At 60.4% G+C, this 20934-nt stretch carries 20 protein-coding genes; all 20 read left to right on the forward strand.

The features are described from left to right. Nucleotides 1-4 precede the first annotated feature (4 nt). The 20 genes from sctC to BGE01nite_RS15080 all read left to right on the forward strand — a co-directional run bounded on the left by sctC (nt 5) and on the right by BGE01nite_RS15080 (nt 20889). Nucleotides 5-2080 (forward strand): type III secretion system outer membrane ring subunit SctC, encoded by a 2076-nt coding sequence (gene sctC / locus BGE01nite_RS14985; RefSeq protein WP_218032998.1) that lies wholly within the window; start codon nt 5-7, stop codon nt 2078-2080. Next, the gene (locus tag BGE01nite_RS14990; RefSeq protein ID WP_146851296.1) at nt 2077-3543 is read left to right on the forward strand and encodes an FHA domain-containing protein; all 1467 of its coding nucleotides are present in this window, start codon (nt 2077-2079) and stop codon (nt 3541-3543) included. Before sctC ends, BGE01nite_RS14990 begins: the two co-directional genes overlap by 4 nt. Then, on the forward strand, nt 3540-3824 hold the full coding sequence (locus BGE01nite_RS14995; protein ID WP_146851297.1) for a hypothetical protein: 285 nt from the start codon (nt 3540-3542) through the stop codon (nt 3822-3824). The genes BGE01nite_RS14990 and BGE01nite_RS14995 overlap by 4 nt, the downstream gene beginning before the upstream one ends. 33 nt (nt 3825-3857) lie before the next feature. Beyond that, a complete protein-coding gene (locus BGE01nite_RS15000) occupies nt 3858-4118 on the forward strand; it encodes a hypothetical protein (protein WP_146851298.1) in 261 nt (86 codons plus the stop codon). A 40-nt stretch (nt 4119-4158) separates the two neighbouring features. Beyond that, nucleotides 4159-4566: a tetratricopeptide repeat protein gene (locus BGE01nite_RS15005; protein WP_146851299.1), complete on the forward strand. Its 408-nt coding sequence runs from the start codon at nt 4159-4161 to the stop codon at nt 4564-4566. Next, on the forward strand, nt 4563-5000 hold the full coding sequence (locus BGE01nite_RS15010; protein WP_146851300.1) for a hypothetical protein: 438 nt from the start codon (nt 4563-4565) through the stop codon (nt 4998-5000). Before BGE01nite_RS15005 ends, BGE01nite_RS15010 begins: the two co-directional genes overlap by 4 nt. A gap of 58 nt (nt 5001-5058) precedes the next feature. Then, nucleotides 5059-5811: a type III secretion system inner membrane ring lipoprotein SctJ gene (gene sctJ, locus BGE01nite_RS15015; RefSeq protein ID WP_170266806.1), complete on the forward strand. Its 753-nt coding sequence runs from the start codon at nt 5059-5061 to the stop codon at nt 5809-5811. A gap of 33 nt (nt 5812-5844) precedes the next feature. Next, nucleotides 5845-6531 carry a SctK family type III secretion system sorting platform protein gene (locus tag BGE01nite_RS15020; RefSeq protein WP_146851302.1) on the forward strand — a complete coding sequence of 229 codons (687 nt, stop codon included), beginning with the start codon at nt 5845-5847 and terminating at the stop codon, nt 6529-6531. Next, entirely contained in the window at nt 6519-7124 is a 606-nt protein-coding gene (locus BGE01nite_RS15025; RefSeq protein ID WP_146851303.1) for an HrpE/YscL family type III secretion apparatus protein, read from the forward strand. The genes BGE01nite_RS15020 and BGE01nite_RS15025 overlap by 13 nt, the downstream gene beginning before the upstream one ends. Nucleotides 7125-7130: 6 nt before the next feature. After that, nucleotides 7131-8462, forward strand: a complete 1332-nt coding sequence (sctN, locus tag BGE01nite_RS15030; RefSeq protein ID WP_146851304.1) for a type III secretion system ATPase SctN — start codon at nt 7131-7133, stop codon at nt 8460-8462. 6 nt (nt 8463-8468) lie between these two features. Further along, nucleotides 8469-8981 carry a type III secretion system stalk subunit SctO gene (gene sctO, locus BGE01nite_RS15035; RefSeq protein ID WP_146851305.1) on the forward strand — a complete coding sequence of 171 codons (513 nt, stop codon included), beginning with the start codon at nt 8469-8471 and terminating at the stop codon, nt 8979-8981. Beyond that, nucleotides 8968-9963, forward strand: coding sequence for a type III secretion HpaP family protein (locus BGE01nite_RS15040; protein WP_146851306.1), 996 nt, complete (start codon nt 8968-8970; stop codon nt 9961-9963). Before sctO ends, BGE01nite_RS15040 begins: the two co-directional genes overlap by 14 nt. Nucleotides 9964-9988: 25 nt before the next feature. Continuing rightward, nucleotides 9989-10975 carry a type III secretion system cytoplasmic ring protein SctQ gene (sctQ, locus tag BGE01nite_RS15045; RefSeq protein ID WP_146851307.1) on the forward strand — a complete coding sequence of 329 codons (987 nt, stop codon included), beginning with the start codon at nt 9989-9991 and terminating at the stop codon, nt 10973-10975. Further along, nucleotides 10972-11652 (forward strand): type III secretion system export apparatus subunit SctR, encoded by a 681-nt coding sequence (gene sctR / locus BGE01nite_RS15050; RefSeq protein ID WP_146851308.1) that lies wholly within the window; start codon nt 10972-10974, stop codon nt 11650-11652. Before sctQ ends, sctR begins: the two co-directional genes overlap by 4 nt. Nucleotides 11653-11685: 33 nt before the next feature. Then, nucleotides 11686-11955, forward strand: a complete 270-nt coding sequence (gene sctS / locus BGE01nite_RS15055; protein WP_146851309.1) for a type III secretion system export apparatus subunit SctS — start codon at nt 11686-11688, stop codon at nt 11953-11955. Beyond that, nucleotides 11952-12746: a type III secretion system export apparatus subunit SctT gene (gene sctT / locus BGE01nite_RS15060; RefSeq protein ID WP_146851310.1), complete on the forward strand. Its 795-nt coding sequence runs from the start codon at nt 11952-11954 to the stop codon at nt 12744-12746. Before sctS ends, sctT begins: the two co-directional genes overlap by 4 nt. A gap of 6 nt (nt 12747-12752) precedes the next feature. Further along, nucleotides 12753-13799, forward strand: a complete 1047-nt coding sequence (sctU, locus tag BGE01nite_RS15065) for a type III secretion system export apparatus subunit SctU (protein WP_146851311.1) — start codon at nt 12753-12755, stop codon at nt 13797-13799. Next, nucleotides 13783-14247 (forward strand): GNAT family N-acetyltransferase, encoded by a 465-nt coding sequence (locus tag BGE01nite_RS15070; protein WP_146851312.1) that lies wholly within the window; start codon nt 13783-13785, stop codon nt 14245-14247. Before sctU ends, BGE01nite_RS15070 begins: the two co-directional genes overlap by 17 nt. 98 nt (nt 14248-14345) lie before the next feature. Continuing rightward, a complete protein-coding gene (locus tag BGE01nite_RS15075; protein WP_146851313.1) occupies nt 14346-18113 on the forward strand; it encodes a beta strand repeat-containing protein in 3768 nt (1255 codons plus the stop codon). Between the two features lie 100 nt (nt 18114-18213). Beyond that, nucleotides 18214-20889, forward strand: a complete 2676-nt coding sequence (locus tag BGE01nite_RS15080) for a hypothetical protein (protein WP_146851314.1) — start codon at nt 18214-18216, stop codon at nt 20887-20889. Nucleotides 20890-20934 lie beyond the last annotated feature (45 nt).

Consider the following 20934-nt stretch of genomic DNA (forward strand, 5'->3'; position numbering starts at 1 on the left):
GCTGATGAACCTCTCCCGCTCGTCTCTCATCATCACCTCGCTCGCATGCATGCTCGCTGGATCTCTGCTCTCCCCCTTGCAGGCCCAGGAGTATGACCGGGTCCCCTGGCGCACGAGGCGTGTCAGCTTCACGCCCCAGCAGCGCTCCGTGAGGGATCTGCTGAAGGACTTCGCCACCTCCCAGAATCTGCCTTTGACCCTCAGCGACCAGGTGCGCGGCGTGACCAGCGGTACCTTTACCAACGTGGAGACCGAGAAGTTCCTCGACCTCCTCTGCGAGGCTCACGATCTCGTCTGGTTTTATGATGGCGTGCGCATGATCATCGAGTCCACGGACGAGGTGCTCTCCCGTCCGCTCTCCCTCCCATTTGTCACCCCGCTCGCGCTTCAGGACGTGCTGTTCAGCGTCGGCTATGCCAGCGGCCCGAAGGGACGTCAGTTCCAGGTCAAGCCGGGGCATCGTGATGGCGTGCTGTTGCTTGTCGGCGGACCTCAGTTCATCCTGGCCACAGAAGCCTTGGCCCGTGACTTGGACACCCAGGAAAACCGCCGCGTGAATGAGCAGATCACCGTCCGCACCTTCCGGCTGAACTACGCTTCCGCAGGCGATATCACGGTGAACAGCGGCAACAACAACCGCGTGATTCCCGGCGTGGTTCGCAGTCTGCAAAACCTGATGGCCAACCAGATCCCTGGCAGTCCTCTTTCCGCCGGTGTTGAGGACACCGACAACCGCGTCACACGCCCCGGTCTTCGTGGCAGCGGACTCGCCGCCATCGGCAATCCTAACGCAGGCGCACCGGTGAAGCCGTTCAACCCCTATGATCCTGCCGGCAGCCAGCAGGCAGCGCAGGGCGCCGCGCCCGGAGGCAGGCAGGCCGCTGACCCGAGTGATCCACGCTCACCTATGATCGTGGCTGACTCCCGTCTGAATGCGGTGCTCGTCCGTGATGTCGCCGCCCGCATGCCTCTCTATGAGGAGCTGATCAAGATGCTCGATGTGCCGACCAAGGCGATCGAGATCACGGCGGCCATCGTGGACATCGACAGCGACAATCTGCGCAACGTCGGCATCGAACTCCTCGGCCTCGGCAAAAAGGGCAATGACCGGGGACGGATTGGCTTCGATGCGGATCGTGGCATCTTTGATGCTGTGAACACTCAGGGCCAGGTGCCCAGCTTTTTTGACAGTGCCAACCTCGCCCGTGGTGTCGGCTTGAATGCGACTGCGCTTATCAGCGCGGGCGGCTATGAGTTGCTGACTCGTCTCCGTGCCATCGAGCAGGTCGGCGCAGGGCAGATCGTCTCCAGCCCGTCCGTATTGACGATGGAGAACGTGCAGGCGGTCATCCGCACCGACGAAAAGGTGTATGTCCGAGTGGAAGGCAACCTCCAGGTGGACCTCTTTGATGTCACCACCGGTGTGCAGCTCCGTGTCACGCCCACCATTGTGAAGGCCGGGAACCTGAATGATTTCCGCCTGCAGATCGACATCACAGACGGCAGCTTCTCCGACACCCGTGTGGATGATATTCCCTCCACCCGTGAGAGCGCCATCACCACCCAGGCCATGGTGCCGGAAAACAAGACCCTCCTTCTCGGTGGTTACTCAGTCGAGCGCCGCAGCCGCAACACCCGCCAGGTGCCGCTTCTTTCCAAGGTGCCGGGGCTCGGGAAGCTCTTCTCCCGGAACGAGCGCAACCATGAGCGCACCCAGCGTTTCTTCTTCATCACACCGCGCATCGTCGATATGCGCAAGGAGGCCACGGATCCCGCCGATTATACCACGACGTCCGGCAATGATCTCGCTCTGCCTAGCTACCTTAGCAGCGACCAGCTCTCACGAGACAAGGTCGAGGATCTCGCACGTCGTCTGGCGGCCGGAAATCATAGCGCCATGCATGAGGAGACGATCTCGGGCAAGCGCCCCAACCCGCTCCTCCCTCCGCTATCTGACACCCCGAGAGCCTTGCCTGCGTCCGAGCCTCTGTATGAGACCTACGACGGCATCACTCCTCCGCCGAGCGCGACACCGGCTCCCACCAAACGTCCCATCCCTTCTTACATGCCCCGTCGATGAGTAATCCGCGTCAACAATGGCTCCTCAAAGTGATCGCCGGCCCTCACCAGGGGGCGGAGATCAGCCTGCACGCGGGCAAGACTCTCATCGGCAGTGATGATGAGTGTGACGTGGTGCTTCATGATGTCCTGGTGGCTCCGCAGCATCTGGAACTTGAATTGGGTGCCTCAGGTATCGCCGCAGCCCCGCTAGGCGGACGTGTCTACGTTTCAGGAAAACGCATCCGCGATGCGCGCCAGACCGTCCCGTCCTTTGCCTTCCTCTCGATTGGTGGCAGCCATCTCGTCATCGGTCCTGCGGAAGAGAAGTGGCCGCTGCTTTCCGCCGCAGATGTTCCTGAGCTGGAAAAAGAGGTCGAGGCACCGGCTGAAGAAGCTGAGAAGACGGAAGAAGCTGCGACGGAGACTCCTGCCGAGGAAGCGGCTCAAACGCCAAAGCCGGTCGTGGTCAATACCGTCACCACGGCTCCCGCGGCATCTCCGAGTTCCAAGCTAGGCCCGATCCTCGGCATCGCCGCAGGCATTGTCCTGCTCCTGGGGTGGGCGGTCGTTTACAATGATTTCTTCGCCGCCCGCAGCAAGGCGGTGGACGACACGGGCCGCAAGCCCCTCGAGCGTGCCAATGCGGTGATCGACGAGCTTGGCCTAACCGGAAGTGTGAAAGTGGAGGAGGCTGCCGGTCGTCTCACGGCCAGCGGTTATGTGGACAGCGAATCACGCCAGCGTGAGCTTCAGGCCATCTTCCGTGCCACGGTCCCCGGACTGCGCACGAAGATCTACAGCCTGGAAAAGATCGCCTCCAGTTCCCGCGCGCTTTTGGATGACCAGCATCTGCCGCTCACCGTCTCCAGTTTGAGCAATGGCAAGCTGAAGGTCACCGGCAAGCTTGCCTCCGCCGACCCCTGGGTGCGCATGAAGCAGACCTTGATGCAGGAAGTGCCAGGCATCAGCGGCGTCGAGGATGAGGTGGAGATCGAGGCCCCACGGCCAAAGGCTCCGAACACCGTTCTCGTGCCCATGCCAACCCTGATGCTGGGCAGCAGCGCACCAGTCACCCCTGCCAAGTCCGTGGCAACGGCCCCGGCACCTGCGCCAGTCGTTGTCGCCAGCAACACGCCAGCCATCACTCTACCTCCCCCTGCAGCGCCGGTCGCACCGCAGGCGCGAACGTCAGATCCGACCCCGCAGCCGGACCCGGTCACGGACTACCTGATCACCCAGGACACGATCGACACGCCTGAAGCGAGCATCTCCGCCATCCGCGCCATCGAGGACGGCCAGGGCTACGTCCGCCTCAGCACCGGTGGTGTCTACTTCACCGGCGCGCGCCTGCCCTATGGCGGTACCGTCATGAAGGTCGAGCAAAATGAGGTCACAATTATTGAAAAAGGTGAAATCCGCACCCTGCGTCAGGGTGATATTGCTATGAAGGCCAAACCTATCACCCCACTGACCACTCCATGAGCAACGATGTCCTGAGCAATCGCGAACTGAAGGCCCGTGTCGACACGGCCGACTTTGCCGAGACTCTCGCCGCGGATGCGGATGGTAGTTTCTATGCGGACGTCACCAGCTATCTGGAAGCCTGGACCGCGCGCATCAAAGGCTACCAGGATGCCGGAGTGTCCAAAGCTGAGTTTGAAGAGCTCACCCGCCTTTCCCAGAGCGTCCAGACTGCCGGACGCGTCCTCGAATTTTTCGTGAAACTGCAAAAGCTTCCGCCGCCGCAGCCTAACGAAAACTAAACCCGCAAACTAAAACACCAACACGCCACCCATATGCCAGTTACAGACTTCAATCCGCCGCTTTTCGGCTCCAACTCCACCATCTGGAACACGATCACCACGATGGCCACCACCCTGAACACTGAGACCACCGCCGTCATCACGGACGCCAGCACTACGGACTTCTCTGATCCGGGTTCTGTCGTGCTTCTCCAGATGCGCGTGAACCAGGTCACGAACGCCGCCACCGCCGTCTCCAACTTGGTGAAAGCCATCCAGGAGCCGTCGAAGAACGCCGTGTCGAACTTGCGCTGATTGTTCATCGTTCTCTCTCATTTTTTCTCCCTCTTAAACCATGGTCCACATCGATTCCGAACTGGTCCGCCTGCTCATGCGGGTCGGCTACACAGCCGCATGGAATGGCCTTCATAAAGAAGCCATCTCCATCTTCGACGGTGTCGGCGCTGTGCGTCCTGAGAGTGAGATTCCCGTCATCGGGGCCGCCGTCGTGGCGCTCCTTTCGGGTCATTATGAGGTAGCCGTGAAAACCTTGCGGGAAGGTGCTCTCGAACTCAATCCTGACAGCGCACTGGCGCGCGCCCACCTCGGTGTGGCGCTGCGCCTGCGCGGGGATGAGGACGAGGGTCTCGCCCTTCTTCAAGAGGTCACTTCACAGACGGCTGATCCAGATGCCGCCGCCATGGCGCGCAACGTCCTGGCCATGAGCCCTGACCAGCTCAAACCCAATCTCAAACTTCTATGACACCTATCGCCATCGCTGCTGCCGTCCCGGCACCGGCGACCTTCAGCCAGATGATGCCTGTGACCGTGCAGGCCTCTTCCGCAGCCGACGTCGACCGCCTTCGCGCGCTCGTCGCCGGCATCCAGCCCGCCGGTGAAAACGTCGACGTGATGCCGCCCACCAACCGGATCGAGCAGAGCGGTTTCCGCACCATGGGGGACTCCATCCTCGACGGTGTGTCCAAGTTCAACACGGGTTACAACGACTCCCTGTCCAACATCACCAACAAGCTGGAGCACATCGCCAACACCGATCCTCTCGAGCTCGGCAGCAACTTCGGTGAGCTCATGGCTCTCCAGGTTGAAATCGCCCGCTGGACCATGTCGGTCATGGGTGTGGACAACGCCTCCAAGGCCGGCACCAACACCATCAAAGAACTGAGCAAAGGCGGCTGATCCCGGTTACTCCCGAAACCGCTGTCTGCTGAATCTGAATTCCCTCTATCCCGAAGCTGTGAGATCCTCTCTGCCCTACCTTCGCCGGCTTTTGCTGGTGCTCATCCCCGTCATCCTCGTCAGTTGCGCCAAGGTTCCGCTGTTCAGCGAACTGCATGAAGAGGAGGCCAATGAAATCATGGCCCACCTTCTCGAGCAGAAGATCGAATGCGTGAAAGTCGCTGCCAAGGAAGGCTTGTGGATTCTTCAGGTCCCGCAGGATGATTTCCCGCTCGCCATGCACACGCTTCAGGCCCTGGGCCTGCCGCGTGAAAAGCTCGTCAAGATGGGAGAGGTTTTCCAGAAGAGCGGCCTCGTCTCCTCGCCCACCGAGGAGCGCATCCGCTTTATCGATGCCCTGTCCCAGGAGCTCTCGGACACCCTCATGAAGATCGACGGCGTCATCGCCGCCAAGGTGCACATCGCCCTGCCGAACAACGACCCGCTGAGTGACAAGACCACACCGGCCTCGGCCTCCGTGTTCATCAAGTTCCGCGCTGGTTACGACGTGGAAAGCTCCACGCCTGACCTGAAGAACCTCGTCACGAAGTCGGTGGAAGGCCTCACCTTTGAAAACGTGGAGCTCATCATGAGCCAGGCAGACGCCATCCCGCCGCCGCCCAAGAATGAGCACTCGGACGAGAACAGCATGCTTGCCAAATGGCAGGCCAAGCTTCCGCCCTGGGGCATCCCGGCCGCCAGTGCCGGTGGTGGTTTCCTGATTGCCGCCATCTTCTTTGCCGCCATGCGCAGCAGGAAGCCGGCAGCCTAATCTATTTTATTTTCTTTTTCGAAACACCACAGCATGAGCACTCCTGGAGGATGGTATGCACAGCAGGCAAAGGCTAATCCGGACCTGTTCCGGGTGGTCTTTGACTTCAACAGCCGTCCGCAGTACTGGGTTCATCCGGAAGTCATGGATCGCCTGCCTGATGCCAAGGTCGTGAAGGCGCTGGCCGGTGCCACTCATGGTTCGGCCCATCTCGCGAAGTGGCTGCGCAACATTCTGGATCTGAATGCGCATGAGCCCGTGTGGGACTTCGAGGAACCCCGCCGCCGTCTGAATCTGCTGGCTCCCGAGACCCTTGCCAAGCTCGCTCGTTTCGCCGCCGCTGCCCTGAGCTGGCCGCGCATCGCCTCCGTCATCGGCAAGGTGCAGATGCAGGAGATCAAAAGCACCTTCGGCGAGGACGCCCACTCCTTTGCCCTGCGCCGCGCCCGCTTCATCATCCCGGAGAGTGATGCGGTGCTGCCTGAGAGTGACAAGCCACTGTATGACAACGCCATGGAGCTCGGCTGGAACCTGCTGACCTCCGCCGCCTGTGACGAGGCAGACCCCATCCAGCAGAGGTTTGTGCTGAAGCTGCCGATGGCTGTCGCCGAAAGAACGCTCCGCCGCGTTCCGCAGGACATCCGCGAACGTGCCTGGAACCGCATCCGCAAAATCAGCACCGAAGTTTTAACCGAAGGAGAGACGAAATGCTTTGCCTAGAAAAGAGCGGCGTCGCCGTCGCCCCAGATTCCAAGATCCTGAAACGAGATGAGCATGCGTTCATCATCGACGGCCAGCGCATCCTTGATGCCGCCCGTCATGAGGCCACGCTCATCCGTCAGCAGGCCATCGCCGATGCCGAAACGAAGCGCCAGGAAGGCTTTCAGCAAGGCCAGGAAGAGGGCAAGGCGCAGATCGCCGAGCACATCGTGGAGTGCATGGGGCAGAGCGCCGCTTACTTCTCCAAGGTGGAAGATGTGATGGTGGACCTCGTCATGCGCGCCGTGCGCAGTGTGATCGGGGAGATGAACCAGCACGACCTCATCGAGAAGATCGTCCGCCGCGCGCTGGAAAGCACGCGTAACGAAAACCATGTCACCGTGCGTGTGTCTCCGGGGCAGGCTGACTGGCTGAAGAGCCGGCTCTCCGCCATCATGCAGACCTTTCCGAAGATCCAGTTTCTGGATGTGCAGGCTGACAGCCGCCTGCCTGAAAACGGTTGTGTCCTCGAAACCGAGATCGGTGTGGTGGATGCCACGCTCGAAACGCAGCTCAAGGCCATCGAGAAGGCCCTGATCCGCTCCATGAAATAACTGACAATGACGCCGCCCACCTTTGACTTTGATTCGCTGACCACGCGCCTGAAGCGCGGCATTGATTCCGTGCCGCCGCTCAGCCTTCGTGGTCGTGTGACTCAGGTCACCGGCACCATCCTGCGGGCCTATGCTCCTGGTGCCAAGATTGGCGAGCTCGTGCGCTTGAAGAACCCTTGGGAAGAAGAAGGCATTCTCGGTGAGGTCGTCGGCTTCCAAAAGAATCTCGCCATCATCACCCCGCTCGGTGAGATGCTCGGCCTCTCCTCCACGACCGAAGTCATTCCCACCGGGGAGATTCACAAAGTGCCAGTTAGCAATGACATGCTGGGCCGTGTGCTGGATGGACTCGGCAATCCGTCTGATGGCAAAGGCCCCATCAAGATTGAAGACTACTACCCCGTCACCGCGGATCCGCCGAATGCGATGACGCGTGAACTGATCAGCAGGCCCATCAGCCTTGGCGTTCGTGCCCTGGATGGACTGCTCACTTGTGGTGAAGGCCAGCGCATGGGCATCTTCGCTGCCGCTGGTGGTGGCAAGAGCACGCTGCTCAGCCAGATCATTCGCAACACCACTGCTGACATCGTCGTGCTCGCCCTCATCGGTGAGCGTGGTCGTGAGGTGCGTGAGTTCCTGGAGCGTGACCTCGGTGAAGAAGGTGTGAAGCGCGCCGTCACCGTGATCGCCACCTCCGACCGCCCTTCCATGGAGCGTCTGAAGTGCGCCTATGTAGCGACCGCGATCGCTGAATATTTCCGTGACCAGGGGAAGAAGGTGCTGCTCCTCATGGACAGCGTCACCCGCTTCGCCCGTGCTCTGCGTGAGATCGGTCTCGCTGCGGGTGAGCCGCCCACACGCCGTGGTTTCCCGCCGTCCGTGTTTGCCACGCTGCCACGAATGATGGAACGCGCTGGCTGCTCGGATAAAGGCAGCATCACCGCTCTCTACACCGTGCTCGTCGAAGGTGATGACATGACTGAGCCGGTCGCCGATGAGACCCGCTCGATTCTCGATGGTCACATCGTTCTCAGCCGCAAGCTCGGTGCCGCGAATCATTATCCAGCCATTGATGCGCTGGCCAGCGTGAGCCGTCTGTTCACCGCCATCACCACGCCGGATCACATGAAGGCCGCGGGCAAGATCCGCAATCTCATGTCCAAGTATCAGGAGGTGGAGCTGCTCGTCCGCATCGGTGAATACAAGAAGGGCAGTGATGCCGCTGCCGACGAGGCCATCGCCAAGATCGATTCCATCAACAACTTCCTGAAGCAGGGCCTGCGGGAGCAGAGCAGCTACGACCAGACGCTTCAGGCCATGATCCAACTCGCCAAATAAACGATCATGGCGCGCTACCCACTCCAAGACATGGTTTTTGTTCGCGAGCATCGCGAAGACAAAGCCAGCAAGGCCGTCACGGCCGCGCGCCGTGTCGTGCTGGAGGCGGAGAAGCATCTCGCAGCCAAGCAAAAGGAGCTGGAAGAATACTCCAAGTGGCGTGTCATCGAGGAAGAGCGCCTCATCCAGTCCATCATGCGCCGCCCGGTGAAGCTGGGTGACATCACAGACATCCGTCTGGAGATCTCCTCCATCCGCGAGCGCGAGCTGGATTTCATCGATCAAGTGCGCAAGGCGGAAGGCGAGCTCGACCGCGCGAAGGAAGAGCTGGAAAAAGCCAAGCAAGCCTTCAAGCAGGCCACGCAGGATCTCGAGAAGCTTCTCGAGCATCGGGTGACCTGGCAGGATGAACAAAATCTCGAGGCCGAGCGCCTCGCCGACCTCGAACTCGAGGACTTCAGCGGCCCGAAAAATGATCTAAACCTCCACCCGGACGAAGCCAGTTATGAACTCAATTGAATCCTACTCACCTCCGAAGTCTACCTCGCTCGACGAGGACAGCAGCATCGCTTCCGATCTGCTCGGCAGTGATGCAGCAGCGCTGGAAGCCCTGCGCGCTCTCATGGGTGGTGCTGGGACTCAGCAGCCAGCCTTTGGTGTCACCCTCGTTGAGGACAAGTCCAAGCTCACCCCTGAGCTTTCGGACCGCCTCGCCAGCCTGATGCAGAACCTGCTCGATGACGGCAGTGTTCCACCTTCACTGGTGCCCGTGCTGAACAGCCTGGGTGACAAGCTCAAGGCCGGCGGTGACCTAACGAATGATGCTGAAGCTCTCTCGCAGCTTCAGAACCTCCTCACGACTCTGAAGGCAGAGCCAGCCCAGAGCCCGCTCACCATCAGCAACACACCTTCCGCGGCTGATGCGCTGCGCAAGGCTCTTGAGGATGCCTTCACATCGAACTCCACCCGCAACGCGGCGCAGGTGAATGTGGACCGTCCAGACCTTCCCGCTGTGGCTGAAGTGCCTGTTTCCGATGTCGTCACGCTCGGTCACAGCATCCTGCAGTCTCTCGACAGCCAGTCCACCGCCGCCGCCACGGCTGCAGCACAGGTCAGTGGTCCTGCCACGGCAGACCGCATTGAGCATGTCAGCAACCTCATGAATGAGATGGCGGACCGCGTGCTCGTCACCGATCCTCTCCATGGTCAGAATGCTGAAGTGCGCATCAAGATCGCCGAGAACATCATGCCCGGCACGGAAGTGCGTATGTGGCGTGAGGATGGCGGCCAGCTACGCGTGGAGTTTGACACCACAAATGCTTACTGGGCACGTGTGCTGAATGACTCCACCACCCAGCTTTCCCAGCGTCTCAATGAGCGCCTGAACCTGCCTGAAGGTGCGCAGGTGACCGTCCAGCATGAAAGCGGCCAGCCGCAGGACGGCCGCTCCCGCAACCGCCACACTCCCTGGGAGCTGGCACAGCAGCAGGGTAACGAATAGTTGAACCATTCTCACACACTCCCGAGTGAGCCAGTCACCTCCACGATCCACCTTCCGTCCCGAGTTCATCCGCCTCTCCAACCGCATCGCTGGCAAAAACCGGCCGCTGCGCTTTGAGTGGAACGGACAGCCCGCGCAGTTCAGCTTCACCAACCTGCTCGTGAATCCACGCGGCAGCTGGGTCCTCGCGCTGAATCTGGGAGGTCATGCGCTGACGATGGAGATCAGCCGTCTGCCTGAGCTTGCCTGGATCTCTCCCACGCTGGTGGGCATTGATCTGCAGGCCCTGCCATCTGATCTGGCCTGCGGACTCATGGAGGCCTGCTTTGGCGAGCTCTTCGGGGCCTTGAGCAAGGGCGGGATCGATGTGTCGATCACCTCCGTCCAGCCGTTCAGCCATCGGCATGCGCCTGAGGAAGTGATTGAATGGAATATCAACCGTGGCAGCGAGATCGCCTGGATGCACGGCAGCGTGCATGGCGATGACGCGGCACTGGCTCATCTGGCTAGCTTGATGGAGCGCGCTCCCGTGACTGCGCAGGATGATGCCAAGCTGCCCGTGCTCGTCCAGCTCTCCGCCGCCAGCATGGCACTGAAGCTGAGTGAGCTGAGATCCGTGGAGGTGCATGACGTCCTCTTTGCTGATCTGATGGACTACCGCGCGGCCAAGGAGTGTGCCTTTTATCTCGGCGGCCGCCGCGCAGGCATTGGCACCCTGGATGCCAAGGTCTTCTCTCTCAAACAACTCATCACCGCTCCCGCCAACACTATGGCCAATGCCTCCTCTGCTTCTGTGAACGACATCGAGATCGAGCTGACCTTCGTGGTCGGCCAGACCACTATCACCGTGGGTGAGCTGCGCAGCCTGGCGCCGGGCTTCACCTTTGATCTTGGCAGCCCTGCGGGTGCTGACCTCACCATTTGTGCCAACGGCAAACCCATCGGCAAAGGCCAGCTGATCGAAGTGGGGGAGCATCTGGGCGTCCGAGTGACCGAGTTTTCCGCACCATGACCTCTTTTCAGATCCCCGATCCGCTTACGCTGATCCTGCTCACGGCGGTGCTTTCCATGGCACCGTTCTTTGCCATCATGGCGACGTCCTATGTGAAGCTGGTGGTGGTGCTGAGCCTTGTTCGCAATGCGCTGGGTATCCAGCAGATCCCGCCAAACATGGTGCTGAACGGCATCGCGGTCATCCTCACCATCTACATCATGGCCCCCGTCGGCCAGGCCACGTTCGCCGCCGTGGAGAAGGAGGATTTTAGCAACTTCAATGCGACGAAGCTAAGGGTGGTGCTGGAGAAGGGAAGCACACCTATCCGTGAGTTCCTGAACCGGCACACCACCTCTCACGAGAAGAAGTTCTTCGTGGACACCGCCCGCCGCGTGTGGGGAGACAAGTCCAAGGTGGAGATCCCCGCTGACAGCTTCTTCGTGCTGATCCCGGCCTTCACCGTCAGCGAGCTGACCTCCGCCTTCCAGATCGGTTTCCTGCTCTACCTGCCCTTCATCGCGATCGACCTCATCGTCTCCAACATCCTGCTCGCCATGGGTATGATGATGGTGTCTCCGATGACGATCTCCCTGCCGTTCAAGCTGCTGCTCTTCGTGCTGATCGATGGCTGGGCACGCCTGATCCACGGCCTCGTGCTGACCTATGTGCTGCACGGTGGCGGCGGTGGTGGCTGACGACGGCGCGCGCATCTCTTTTCCCATTTCTGAATGAATCAAAGTTTCCTGCTCGAAATGACCAACCAGGCTCTCATCCTGGTGCTCATCCTTTCCATGCCGCCGATCATCGTCGCGACGGTGGTGGGGGTGCTGGTGAGCTTGATCCAGGCGCTGACGCAGGTTCAGGAGCAGACCCTCGGTTTCGCCGTGAAGCTCATCGTGGTCACCATGGTGCTTCTGCTGACCGCCGGGTGGACAGGCGCGGAGATGTACAAGTACACCCTGCATATTTTTGACACCTTCCCGACTCTGCAAAGATGATGGGCGACTACGATGTCCGGACGCTGTTTCTCATCGTGGCTTTCACGGTGCCGAGAATGATGTCCGCGCTCCTGATCTCCCCCTTTTTTGGTGATCAGTTCATCATGGGCATGGCGCGGCAGGTGGTGATCATCTCGCTCAGCCTCATGGCCCTGCCGATCACGCTGCAAAGCACGATCAACATCCCGGACTCGAACTTCTGGCCGCTGTTTCTGCTCGGCGTGCTGGTGAAGGAGATCGCGCTTGGCATGCTCATCGGTTTCTGCACGGGCCTGGTCTTCTGGGTGGCTGAAGGCACGGGCTTCTTCATTGATAACCAGCGCGGCTCCAGCATGGCGGAAATGTTTGACCCCATGTCCGGTGGCAGCAGCAGCTTGTTCGGTGTGTTATTCACGAAGGTGCTCGGGGTGCTGTTCTTCCTTGGCGGAGGTTTCTTCTCCTTCCTGACCATCATGTATGACAGCTACATCACCTGGCCGGTCTTCTCCTATTTCCCGACCTTCCAGCCCGGGTTTGCCATGACCTGCCTCGGCCTGCTGGACAACATCATGGGCCTGATCATCACCTACTCGGCGCCGATCATCATCGCCATGTTCATCGCGGAGTTCGGGCTGGGCTTGATGAACCGTTTCAGCCCGCAGTTGAACGTGTTCTTCCTGGCCATGCCGGTGAAGAGCGGCATCGCCTCGCTCCTCATCATTTTCTATCTCGTCTTCCTGCTCGGTTTCTTCAAGGAGCAGATCATGACCCCGCAGAAGTGGAGTCTCTTTTACCACGGTTTCTTCAAGTAACTCATCATGAGCGAGAAGACGGAGCCACCAACACCGAAAAAGCTTCGCGATGCCCGGAACAAGGGCCAGATCGCGAAGAGCCAGGATGTGACTTCCGCGGCGCTGACGGTGGCGAGCTTCGTGACCATCTCCATCCTCTGGCCGTCCTATGTGGAGGAGTGCAAGGCGCTCATGCTGCTGCCCACGGCCTTTTACACCCAGCCCTTCCGCGAGGTGGTGGACGAGGTGCTCTACGGCATGGTCTTCAAGATCCTGCTGCTCTCCGCGCCCATGCTGGTGGTGGTGATGGTGGTCGGCATTGCCTTCAATTACATCCAGGTGGGCTTCCTGCTCACCATGGAGCCTATCAAGCCCGAGCTGAAGAAGCTCAATCCGCTCGACAAGGCGAAGCAGATGTTCTCGATGAAGAACATCATCGAGTTCCTCAAGAACGCCACGAAGGTCATCATCATCGCGGTGCTCATCTACATCGTGACGAAGAACTCGCTGGATCCGCTCACGCGCATCCCGTATGCCGGGGAGGAAGGGGTGCTGTACAGCCTGAAGCCCATGCTCAGCAATCTGGCGGTGAACATCACGATGGTTTACATCGCCATCGCGGCGGCGGATTACTTCTTCCAGAAGTTCCAGCACATCAAACAGCTCAAGATGAGCAAGGATGAGGTGAAGCGCGAGTATAAGGAGAGCGAGGGCAATCCCGAGATCAAAGGCAAGCGCAAACAGATCCATCAGGAGATGGTGATGAATGACACCATGGAACGAACCCGAAAATCCAGCGTCGTCGTGACTAACCCCACCCATCTGGCCATCGCCATCTATTACAAAGAAGAGGACAACAAGATGCCTGTCGTGCTCGCCAAGGGCGAGGACTACGTGGCGCGCCGCATGGTGGAGGTGGCCAAGCAGGAAGGCATCCCCGTCATGCAGCACATCCCTCTCGCACGCGCCCTTTATGAAAAGGTGGACATGGACCGCTATGTCCCTGCCGACCTCATCGAACCCATGGCGGAGGTTCTCCGCTGGGTGAAAGAATTCCATGAGCAGCAGCACTGACAGCCCCCCAGCCTCAGGCACGGTCTTCAAGGCCTGCGTCGAGCCGCATCAAGGCGGCAAGGACGTCGACTGGCTGTATGCCCAGATGGCGCAGTTCAATGCCAAGGCCAGCGGTGGTCTGGACCACAAGCCGCTGGCGGTGTTTCTCCGGGACGAAAATGGCCTGCCGCATGGTGGCCTTCTCGGCTGGACGCTGTGGTCCTGGCTGCATATTGACACGCTCTGGGTTTCGGATTCACTGCGCGGCAGAGGCTTCGGGCAGAAGCTGCTTTTTGCCGCTGAGAAGGCCGCCCGCATCCGCGGCTGCACGCTGGCGGAGGTGGATACCTTTAACTTCCAGGCCCGCGCCTTTTATGAGAAATGCGGCTATACCATCTTCGGTACCCTCCCAGGCATCGGCAAGGGCCGCTTTGAGAGGTTCTACCTCCAAAAGGAGCTCCAAACCTGATTCGCCCTCCCTTTGTAATGCGGGGTCGTGAAAGTGCTGATGCACCTTCAACCCCGGCACTCCTGACTTTTTTCCTCCCCTCCCATCTCCGGCCTCTTATGAAACACTTTCTCCTTTTTGCGCTGCTGGCTCTCCTGAGCAGCGCCTGCCTGGTGTGCGCCCAGGTGCCGCCGATCATCAACTACCAGGGCAGGGTGGCTGTCAGCGGCGTGAACTTTGACGGCAATGGCCTGTTCAAGTTCGCGCTTGTGAACACCGCCGGCACCACCAGCTACTGGAGCAATGATGCCTCCAGCAATGGTGGCAGCGCGCCGACCCTCCCGGTGACATTGCCGGTGAGCAAGGGCCTCTATTCCGTGCTGCTGGGAGACACGACCCTGGCGAACATGACGGTGATTCCAGCCTCGGTCTTTGCCAATGGTGATGTACATCTGCGCGTGTGGTTCAGTGATGGCGTGAGTGGTTTCCAGCTGCTGACCCCCGACCGTCGTCTCGCTGCTGTTGGTTATGCCATGACGGCTGCCAACATCCCTGACAACACCGTCACAGGCGCGAAGATCACGGCGGGTGCGGTTTCCACGGACAAGATCTTCACGGGGGCAGTCACGACGGACAAGCTGGCGATTGGCGCGGTGAGCAATGACAAGGTGGCCACGGATGCCATCACCACGGACAAGCTCTTTGCTGGCGCGGTGACTGCCGACAAGCTCGCCATCGGTTCGGTGACCGTGGACAAGCTGGCGACCAACGCGGTTACGACGGACAAGCTCATGAATGGCTCAGTGACTGCTGAAAAGCTGGCCGTGGGTGCCATCAGCAATGCGCAGCTTGCGACTTCATCACTCACCATCACACCGGGCGCAGGGCTTTCGGGTGGCGGTTTGACGACACTCGGTGGCACGGTCACCCTCACCAACACCGGTGTGGTGTCTTTGACGGGTGGCGGTGGCATTACGGTGAGTGCCAGCAACGGCGCGGTGACTCTTGGCAGCACGGCGACGAGTTCAAACATCGCGAGCACGATCGTCGCTCGCGATGCCAGCGGAAACTTTGCCACGGGTGCCATCAACCTGCCGTCCACCACGTTAACGACGGGCATGCTGCAACAGAGCGGCAGTCGTCTGCTGCATACCTATGGCACGGAGAACCTCTTCGCCGGACGTCTGACAGGTAATTTCTCCACCACGGGCAGCCAGATTACTGCCGTGGGCGCTGGCGTGCTCTCGGTGGATGAAAGTGGATCTGCCAACACGGCGGTGGGTTATCAGGCCATGCGGTTTAACATCTCGGGCAGCGACAACACCGCGATCGGCAGGCGTGCGCTGAACGCCAACACCAACGGCTCCAACAACGTTGCGCTCGGACGTGACGCAGGCGCGAACCTGACGACAGGCAGCAACAACATCCACATCGCGAATGCGGGGGTGGATGGTGAGTCGGGCACCGTTCGCATCGGTGTCTCAGGCACCCACACGCGCACCTATATCGCAGGCGTGATTTACGGCGACGCCTCCGGCCTAACCAATCTTTCGGCGGCTTCCATCACGCCGGACTCGGTCGGCACCTCGAAGATCATCAATGACACCATCGTCAATGAGGACGTGAACAGCGCCGCGGCCATCGCTTACTCGAAGCTGAACCTCGCGAACGGCATCCGGAACGCGGACATCTTTGCCTCCGCGGCCATCGCTGACAGCAAGCTGGCCACCATCAGTACGGTAGGAAAGGTGGCCAACAGCGCCACCACGGCGACCTCCCTGCGTCTCGCCAACACGATCGTCATGCGCGATGCGAACGGCGCTTTCAGCGTGGGCAATTTGACCACGGATGGAGCTGTCAGCCTGCCTGCGACCACTGTGGCGGGTGCCGGTGTGCTGTTTCAGGGAGGCGTGCGCATCATGCACACATTTGGCACAGGAAACTTTTTCGCAGGAAACAGTGCGGGCAATCTGAGCGTCTCCGGGACGCAGAACACCGGTGTGGGTGTGAGTGCTCTCACGGTGCTGGCAGGGGGCTCGCAGAACACCGCGCTGGGCAGTCTGGCACTGGCCGAGAATACCGCGGGCGGTTCCAATGTGGCCATCGGCATGATGGCTGCCACCAACAACATCACGGGGAATCAAAACACCGCAGTGGGCGTTTCCGCCCTGGAGGCCTCAGACACAGGCTCTCGAAACACCGCGATTGGCCAGGGTGCTCTGGCGGTGAACACGTCGGGTAACAACAACATTGCCCTCGGCCGGCTGGCAGGCGCGAACATCACCACGACGTCCAACAACATCCACATTGGCAATCCTGGTGTGAATACGGATGCAGGCATCGTCCGCATCGGCAGTTCCGGGCTTCACACCCAGATCTTCCTGGCGGGCACGATTGTCGGCAATGGCGCGGGTTTGACCGGTATTCCGCTGGCGGGTCTCGACCCCGATTCGGTGGACAGCAGCAAGGTGGTCAATGGCAGCCTGGTGAATGTCGACATCTCTGCCAGCGCCGGGATTGTCGATACCAAGCTCGCGACCATCGCCACGGCGGGCAAGGTGGCGAACAGCGCCACCACCGGCACGAGTGCCAACACGGCCTCGACCCTGGTCATGCGTGATGCCAACGGCGACTTCACCGCAGGTGCCGTGACGGCGACGACCTTCACGGGTTCAGGCTCGGGCTTGACCGCCGTGCCGGGTGCCGTGCCATGGAACGTGGTGGCAGGTGCCACACAGCTTGCAACGTCTAACCAAGGATATGTTTTGACGAATGCCTTTGAAGCTGTGGTCACTCTGCCGGCCAGTCCCGCTGTGGGTGACATTGTGCGTATTTCAGGTGCGGGGAAGGGCGGCTGGCGCGTGCTGCCAGGTGCCACCCAGAGCATCCTTTCCATGACACTGCGCAGTGCTCCAGGCAATGTGTGGACTTCACGTGAAAGCGCGCGGAACTGGAGCGGAATTGCCTCGTCCGCCGATGGTGTCAAACTTGTGGCGACGGCGGATGGCAATCAGATTTACACCTCCACGGATGGCGGTCAGACCTGGACACCTCGTGACGGCAACCGCCTGTGGCGCGATGTCACGTCCTCAGCCAGTGGCACGCAACTGGCTGCTGTGGTGAGCGGTGGACGCATCTATGTGTCTGGTGATTCGGGCGGAAGCTGGACACCGCGTGACAGCAACCGCAACTGGCGAGCGGTCGCCATCTCGGCGGATGGCACCAAACTGGTGGCCGTGGCATTCAATGGCTTCATCTATGTGTCCGATGATTCAGGCGCCAGCTGGAATCCGGTGGCGACGACGCGGAGCTGGAACTCGGTCGCCTCTTCTTCGGATGGCACCAAACTCGTGGCCTCGGTGCAGAATGGTTTCATTTATACTTCGATCGATTCAGGAGCGATCTGGACCCAGCGTGCGGTGAGCGCGAACTGGATTGATGTGACCTCATCCGCTGATGGGACCAAACTGGCAGCCGTTGTGCAGGGCGGTCAGGTGTATGTCTCCTCCGACTCCGGCGTGACATGGACACCCAAAGACTCCTCACGGAACTGGTACAGCATCACCTCCTCAGCCAGCGGTGGAACCTTGCTGGCAGGTGTGGATACCGGCCTGCTTTATGTGTCCTTCGACGATGGCAATACATGGGCGCCACGCGAGTCCAGCCGCGTCTGGGCTGGCGTGGGGACTTCGGCAGATGGCAGCAAGTTACTGGCTGCAGATGAAGGCGGCACGCTTTACATCAGCGAAACGGGAAGCGGTCCTTCGACGACCACAGCGACCACGGGATCCCTGCGCGGGCCACGCGGGTCTGCCATCGAGCTTCAATACATTGGAGACAATCAATTCATGCCGCTGAGCTCAGCGGGAACCATCATCGCGCACTAACCAGATGTTGTACAGCCAGAGCAGCGCATCTCTTCGTTCACGTCAGCACGCTGGCGTGTTCGCTCGTGCTTGCCTGGCCTTGACCATGGGGAGTTTGTGGATGCCAAATGCATTTGCGCAGTCAGCCTTTCCATCCGCGAGCGGTCGTGCTGGAAGTGCGACTTACTCCGATGTCGGAACTTTGGGCGATGCTTTCGACACACGCACCACCACTGGTCCGCAGATCACGGCACGTCAGGGCTTTGCGGGCCAGCTTTATGAGCCGAAGACACTGAGCCTCTCGGCGAACTCTGCCTCCGTGGTGGAAGGTGCGGCGACTCAGTTGAGCGCCACAGCCACGATGGATGACGAAACACTGGTTAGGCTGGGGAATGCAGAGCCTGCGTGGACCGTGCGTGAAGGTCCGATGGCTGGCATCAGCACGAGCGGCCTTGCCACGGCAGGGGATGTTTTTATCAACTCACCCGCGAAGGTGCGAGGAGCCTGGCAGGGTGCCATCGGCGAGCTCACGGTCATCGTACTGGACACCAGCGTGGTACCTCCAGGCCCGGTGGAGCCAGGAATGGGCTTCACAGCGCAAGCTTTCAGCCCTGCCGCGAAGGGCACCTACCAAGGCATTCTGAGAGACATCAATGGCAGGAGCCTTGGTGCTATTCAGAGCTTCACGGTCACGGAGACTGGCAAGTTTTCGGCGAAGGTGATCTTCAATGGTGTCACCTATCCGCTTTCGGGGACTCTCCTGCCGAATGGAAGCTTCACAGGCTCCATTCTGCGCACGGGTAACACGGCTCTGAGTGTGACCTTGCAGCTTGGCATCACCACCAGCGGTGCGCTGACCTTGGTGGGCACCATCACGGGCGATGGCACCACGGGCACGGGCTCCATCGCGCAGGCACCCTTTGGCAATGCGAACCCGGCACCCGCAGGACTGGTGAAGAGCTACACCTTTCTCATTCCGCGCACGATCACCGGCACTCCCACCGTGCCGGAAGGCGAAGGCTTTGGATCTGCCAAAGTCAGTGCCTCAGGCGTCATCACGGCTTCCGGGAAGACAGGAGACGGCGTGGCCTTCACCAGCGGTGGATTCCTCACGGCGGACAATCAGTGGCATTTCTTCCAGCCTCTCTATAGCAGTCAGGGGCAGATCGCTGGCGTGCTGACTTTCCGTGATGTGGCTGCGGTGAGTGATCTGGATGGTCCACTGAGCTGGATCAAGAATCCGAAGCCGGCGAATGCGAGCTATCCGCTGGGCTTCAATCTCACGCCGAGCTTCATCGGTGCCATCTACACGCCGCCTGCCACCGGGCAGCGGGCGCTGAGCTCGCTGGCCGATCAGCACTACAATGCGCGGGTTACCGTCGCTGGCCTGCCGATTCCGAATGGCGGCTTTGCGAAGACGGTGAACTGGCTCAACACGAATGCCATCAGCTATTTTGGTCCTGAGACATTGAGCGCAAGCCTGGCTGCAAGCACCGGGATTCTCACGGGAAGCTACCGGGATCCGATGACCCGGCTCTCGGTGAGCTTTGGTGGAGCCGTGTTGCAAAAGCAGCAGATCGCGGGTGGCAATTTCCTGCTCGCGAACAAGGCCGGGGATCTGGTGATCGAGCCTGGAACTAATTTTGGTTATCCTGGTAGTGATCCGGCAGGGGCGTTGCCGCGCATCACCGTGCCTTCCGTTCTGCCCACAGCACTGCAGGTATCCACCAGCCTCTTCAGCGGTCTGGCGGCGGGCAGCTATGGCGGCCTGCTCAAGCGAGGTGCGGACATGACGGGTGGACTCGAGAACGTCGTTATCGCACAAACAGGTGCCCTGAGCGGCACAGTGATCATTCTGGGCAAGCGCTACGCTTTCAAGGGCACCATGGGCAGTGATGGCAAAAGCACGATCGTGATCAGCCGCACGGGCCTCCCGAACATCACTGGAGAGCTTCAGCTCATGCGCGTGGACTTCACGGCGGACCACTGGCAGATCAGCGGCACTTTCACGGCGGATGGGCTGACTCACACGGTCGAGGCTTCGCACTATCCCACCTATGTGGCCGTGGCACCTGCAGCGCAGGCGGGCCGCTACACTCTGGCCGTGCGTGCGCCTGATGCCGTGGACACGGCCCAGCAGCCAGGAGGCGATGGCTATGCAAACCTGACGGTCTCAGCGATGGGTGACTGCACAGGCACGCTCACCCTGGCGGATGGCACGCGCGTAACCTTTGGCGGCCGTGTGTCCCGCAGCGCGGAGTGGTTCGTGCATCGTAGTTTGTATGGCACCAGCGGCGGTTATCTCGTCGGCAAGCTGACCTTCCGTGATGTGGGTGCTGTGAGTGATCTCGATGGATCTCTGCGCTGGGTGAAGCCGGTCGCAGTGGCTGGCACCACCAGCTATCCGGGCGGCTTTGACAGCACGCGTACCTTGGTCGGCAGTCGCTACACTCCACCGGTCACCGGCCAGCGGGCCTTTGCGGCGCTGACCAACTCTCTCTACAATGGCTGGGTGCGCCTCAGCGGACCTGACATGTCCACGCTGCCGCTCCTGGATCTCACCGCAGTGGATCGCACGTTGACCTGGACTGTGGCCAACCAACTATTGTATTACGGTCCTGACAAGCTCACTCTCAGCTTCAGCGCCTCCACCGGGCTGGTCACCGGCACGTATGTCGATTCCGCGAGGAAGGTGAATCTTTCCCTGGGCGGAGCGCTGCTGCAGAAGCAAGGGCTGGTCACGGGGCGCTACGCCGCAGGTGCAAGGACAGGGCTGATGGTGCTCCAGCCACGTTAATTTGTTCCAGGCATGTGTAATGCTTGTGCCTGATGACGGTTATGT

It is taken from the genome of Prosthecobacter gellanilyticus (genome assembly GCF_007992435.1).
Classification (GTDB): domain Bacteria; phylum Verrucomicrobiota; class Verrucomicrobiia; order Verrucomicrobiales; family Verrucomicrobiaceae; genus Prosthecobacter; species Prosthecobacter gellanilyticus.

Bases quoted from the DNA above. Each gene is read 5' to 3' on its own strand.
- BGE01nite_RS15040 (WP_146851306.1), top strand. From the start codon at position 8,968: ATGAACTCAATTGAATCCTACTCACCTCCGAAGTCTACCTCGCTCGAC.
- sctR (WP_146851308.1), top strand. From the start codon at position 10,972: ATGACCTCTTTTCAGATCCCCGATCCGCTTACGCTGATCCTGCTCACG.
- BGE01nite_RS15070 (WP_146851312.1), top strand. From the start codon at position 13,783: ATGAGCAGCAGCACTGACAGCCCCCCAGCCTCAGGCACGGTCTTCAAG.
- BGE01nite_RS15005 (WP_146851299.1), top strand. From the start codon at position 4,159: ATGGTCCACATCGATTCCGAACTGGTCCGCCTGCTCATGCGGGTCGGC.
- sctT (WP_146851310.1), top strand. From the start codon at position 11,952: ATGATGGGCGACTACGATGTCCGGACGCTGTTTCTCATCGTGGCTTTC.
- BGE01nite_RS15075 (WP_146851313.1), top strand. From the start codon at position 14,346: ATGAAACACTTTCTCCTTTTTGCGCTGCTGGCTCTCCTGAGCAGCGCC.
- sctC (WP_218032998.1), top strand. From the start codon at position 5: ATGAACCTCTCCCGCTCGTCTCTCATCATCACCTCGCTCGCATGCATG.
- BGE01nite_RS15010 (WP_146851300.1), top strand. From the start codon at position 4,563: ATGACACCTATCGCCATCGCTGCTGCCGTCCCGGCACCGGCGACCTTC.
- sctN (WP_146851304.1), top strand. From the start codon at position 7,131: ATGACGCCGCCCACCTTTGACTTTGATTCGCTGACCACGCGCCTGAAG.
- sctO (WP_146851305.1), top strand. From the start codon at position 8,469: ATGGCGCGCTACCCACTCCAAGACATGGTTTTTGTTCGCGAGCATCGC.
- sctU (WP_146851311.1), top strand. From the start codon at position 12,753: ATGAGCGAGAAGACGGAGCCACCAACACCGAAAAAGCTTCGCGATGCC.
- BGE01nite_RS15080 (WP_146851314.1), top strand. From the start codon at position 18,214: ATGCCAAATGCATTTGCGCAGTCAGCCTTTCCATCCGCGAGCGGTCGT.
- BGE01nite_RS15025 (WP_146851303.1), top strand. From the start codon at position 6,519: ATGCTTTGCCTAGAAAAGAGCGGCGTCGCCGTCGCCCCAGATTCCAAG.
- BGE01nite_RS14995 (WP_146851297.1), top strand. From the start codon at position 3,540: ATGAGCAACGATGTCCTGAGCAATCGCGAACTGAAGGCCCGTGTCGAC.
- sctS (WP_146851309.1), top strand. From the start codon at position 11,686: ATGAATCAAAGTTTCCTGCTCGAAATGACCAACCAGGCTCTCATCCTG.
- BGE01nite_RS14990 (WP_146851296.1), top strand. From the start codon at position 2,077: ATGAGTAATCCGCGTCAACAATGGCTCCTCAAAGTGATCGCCGGCCCT.
- BGE01nite_RS15000 (WP_146851298.1), top strand. From the start codon at position 3,858: ATGCCAGTTACAGACTTCAATCCGCCGCTTTTCGGCTCCAACTCCACC.
- BGE01nite_RS15020 (WP_146851302.1), top strand. From the start codon at position 5,845: ATGAGCACTCCTGGAGGATGGTATGCACAGCAGGCAAAGGCTAATCCG.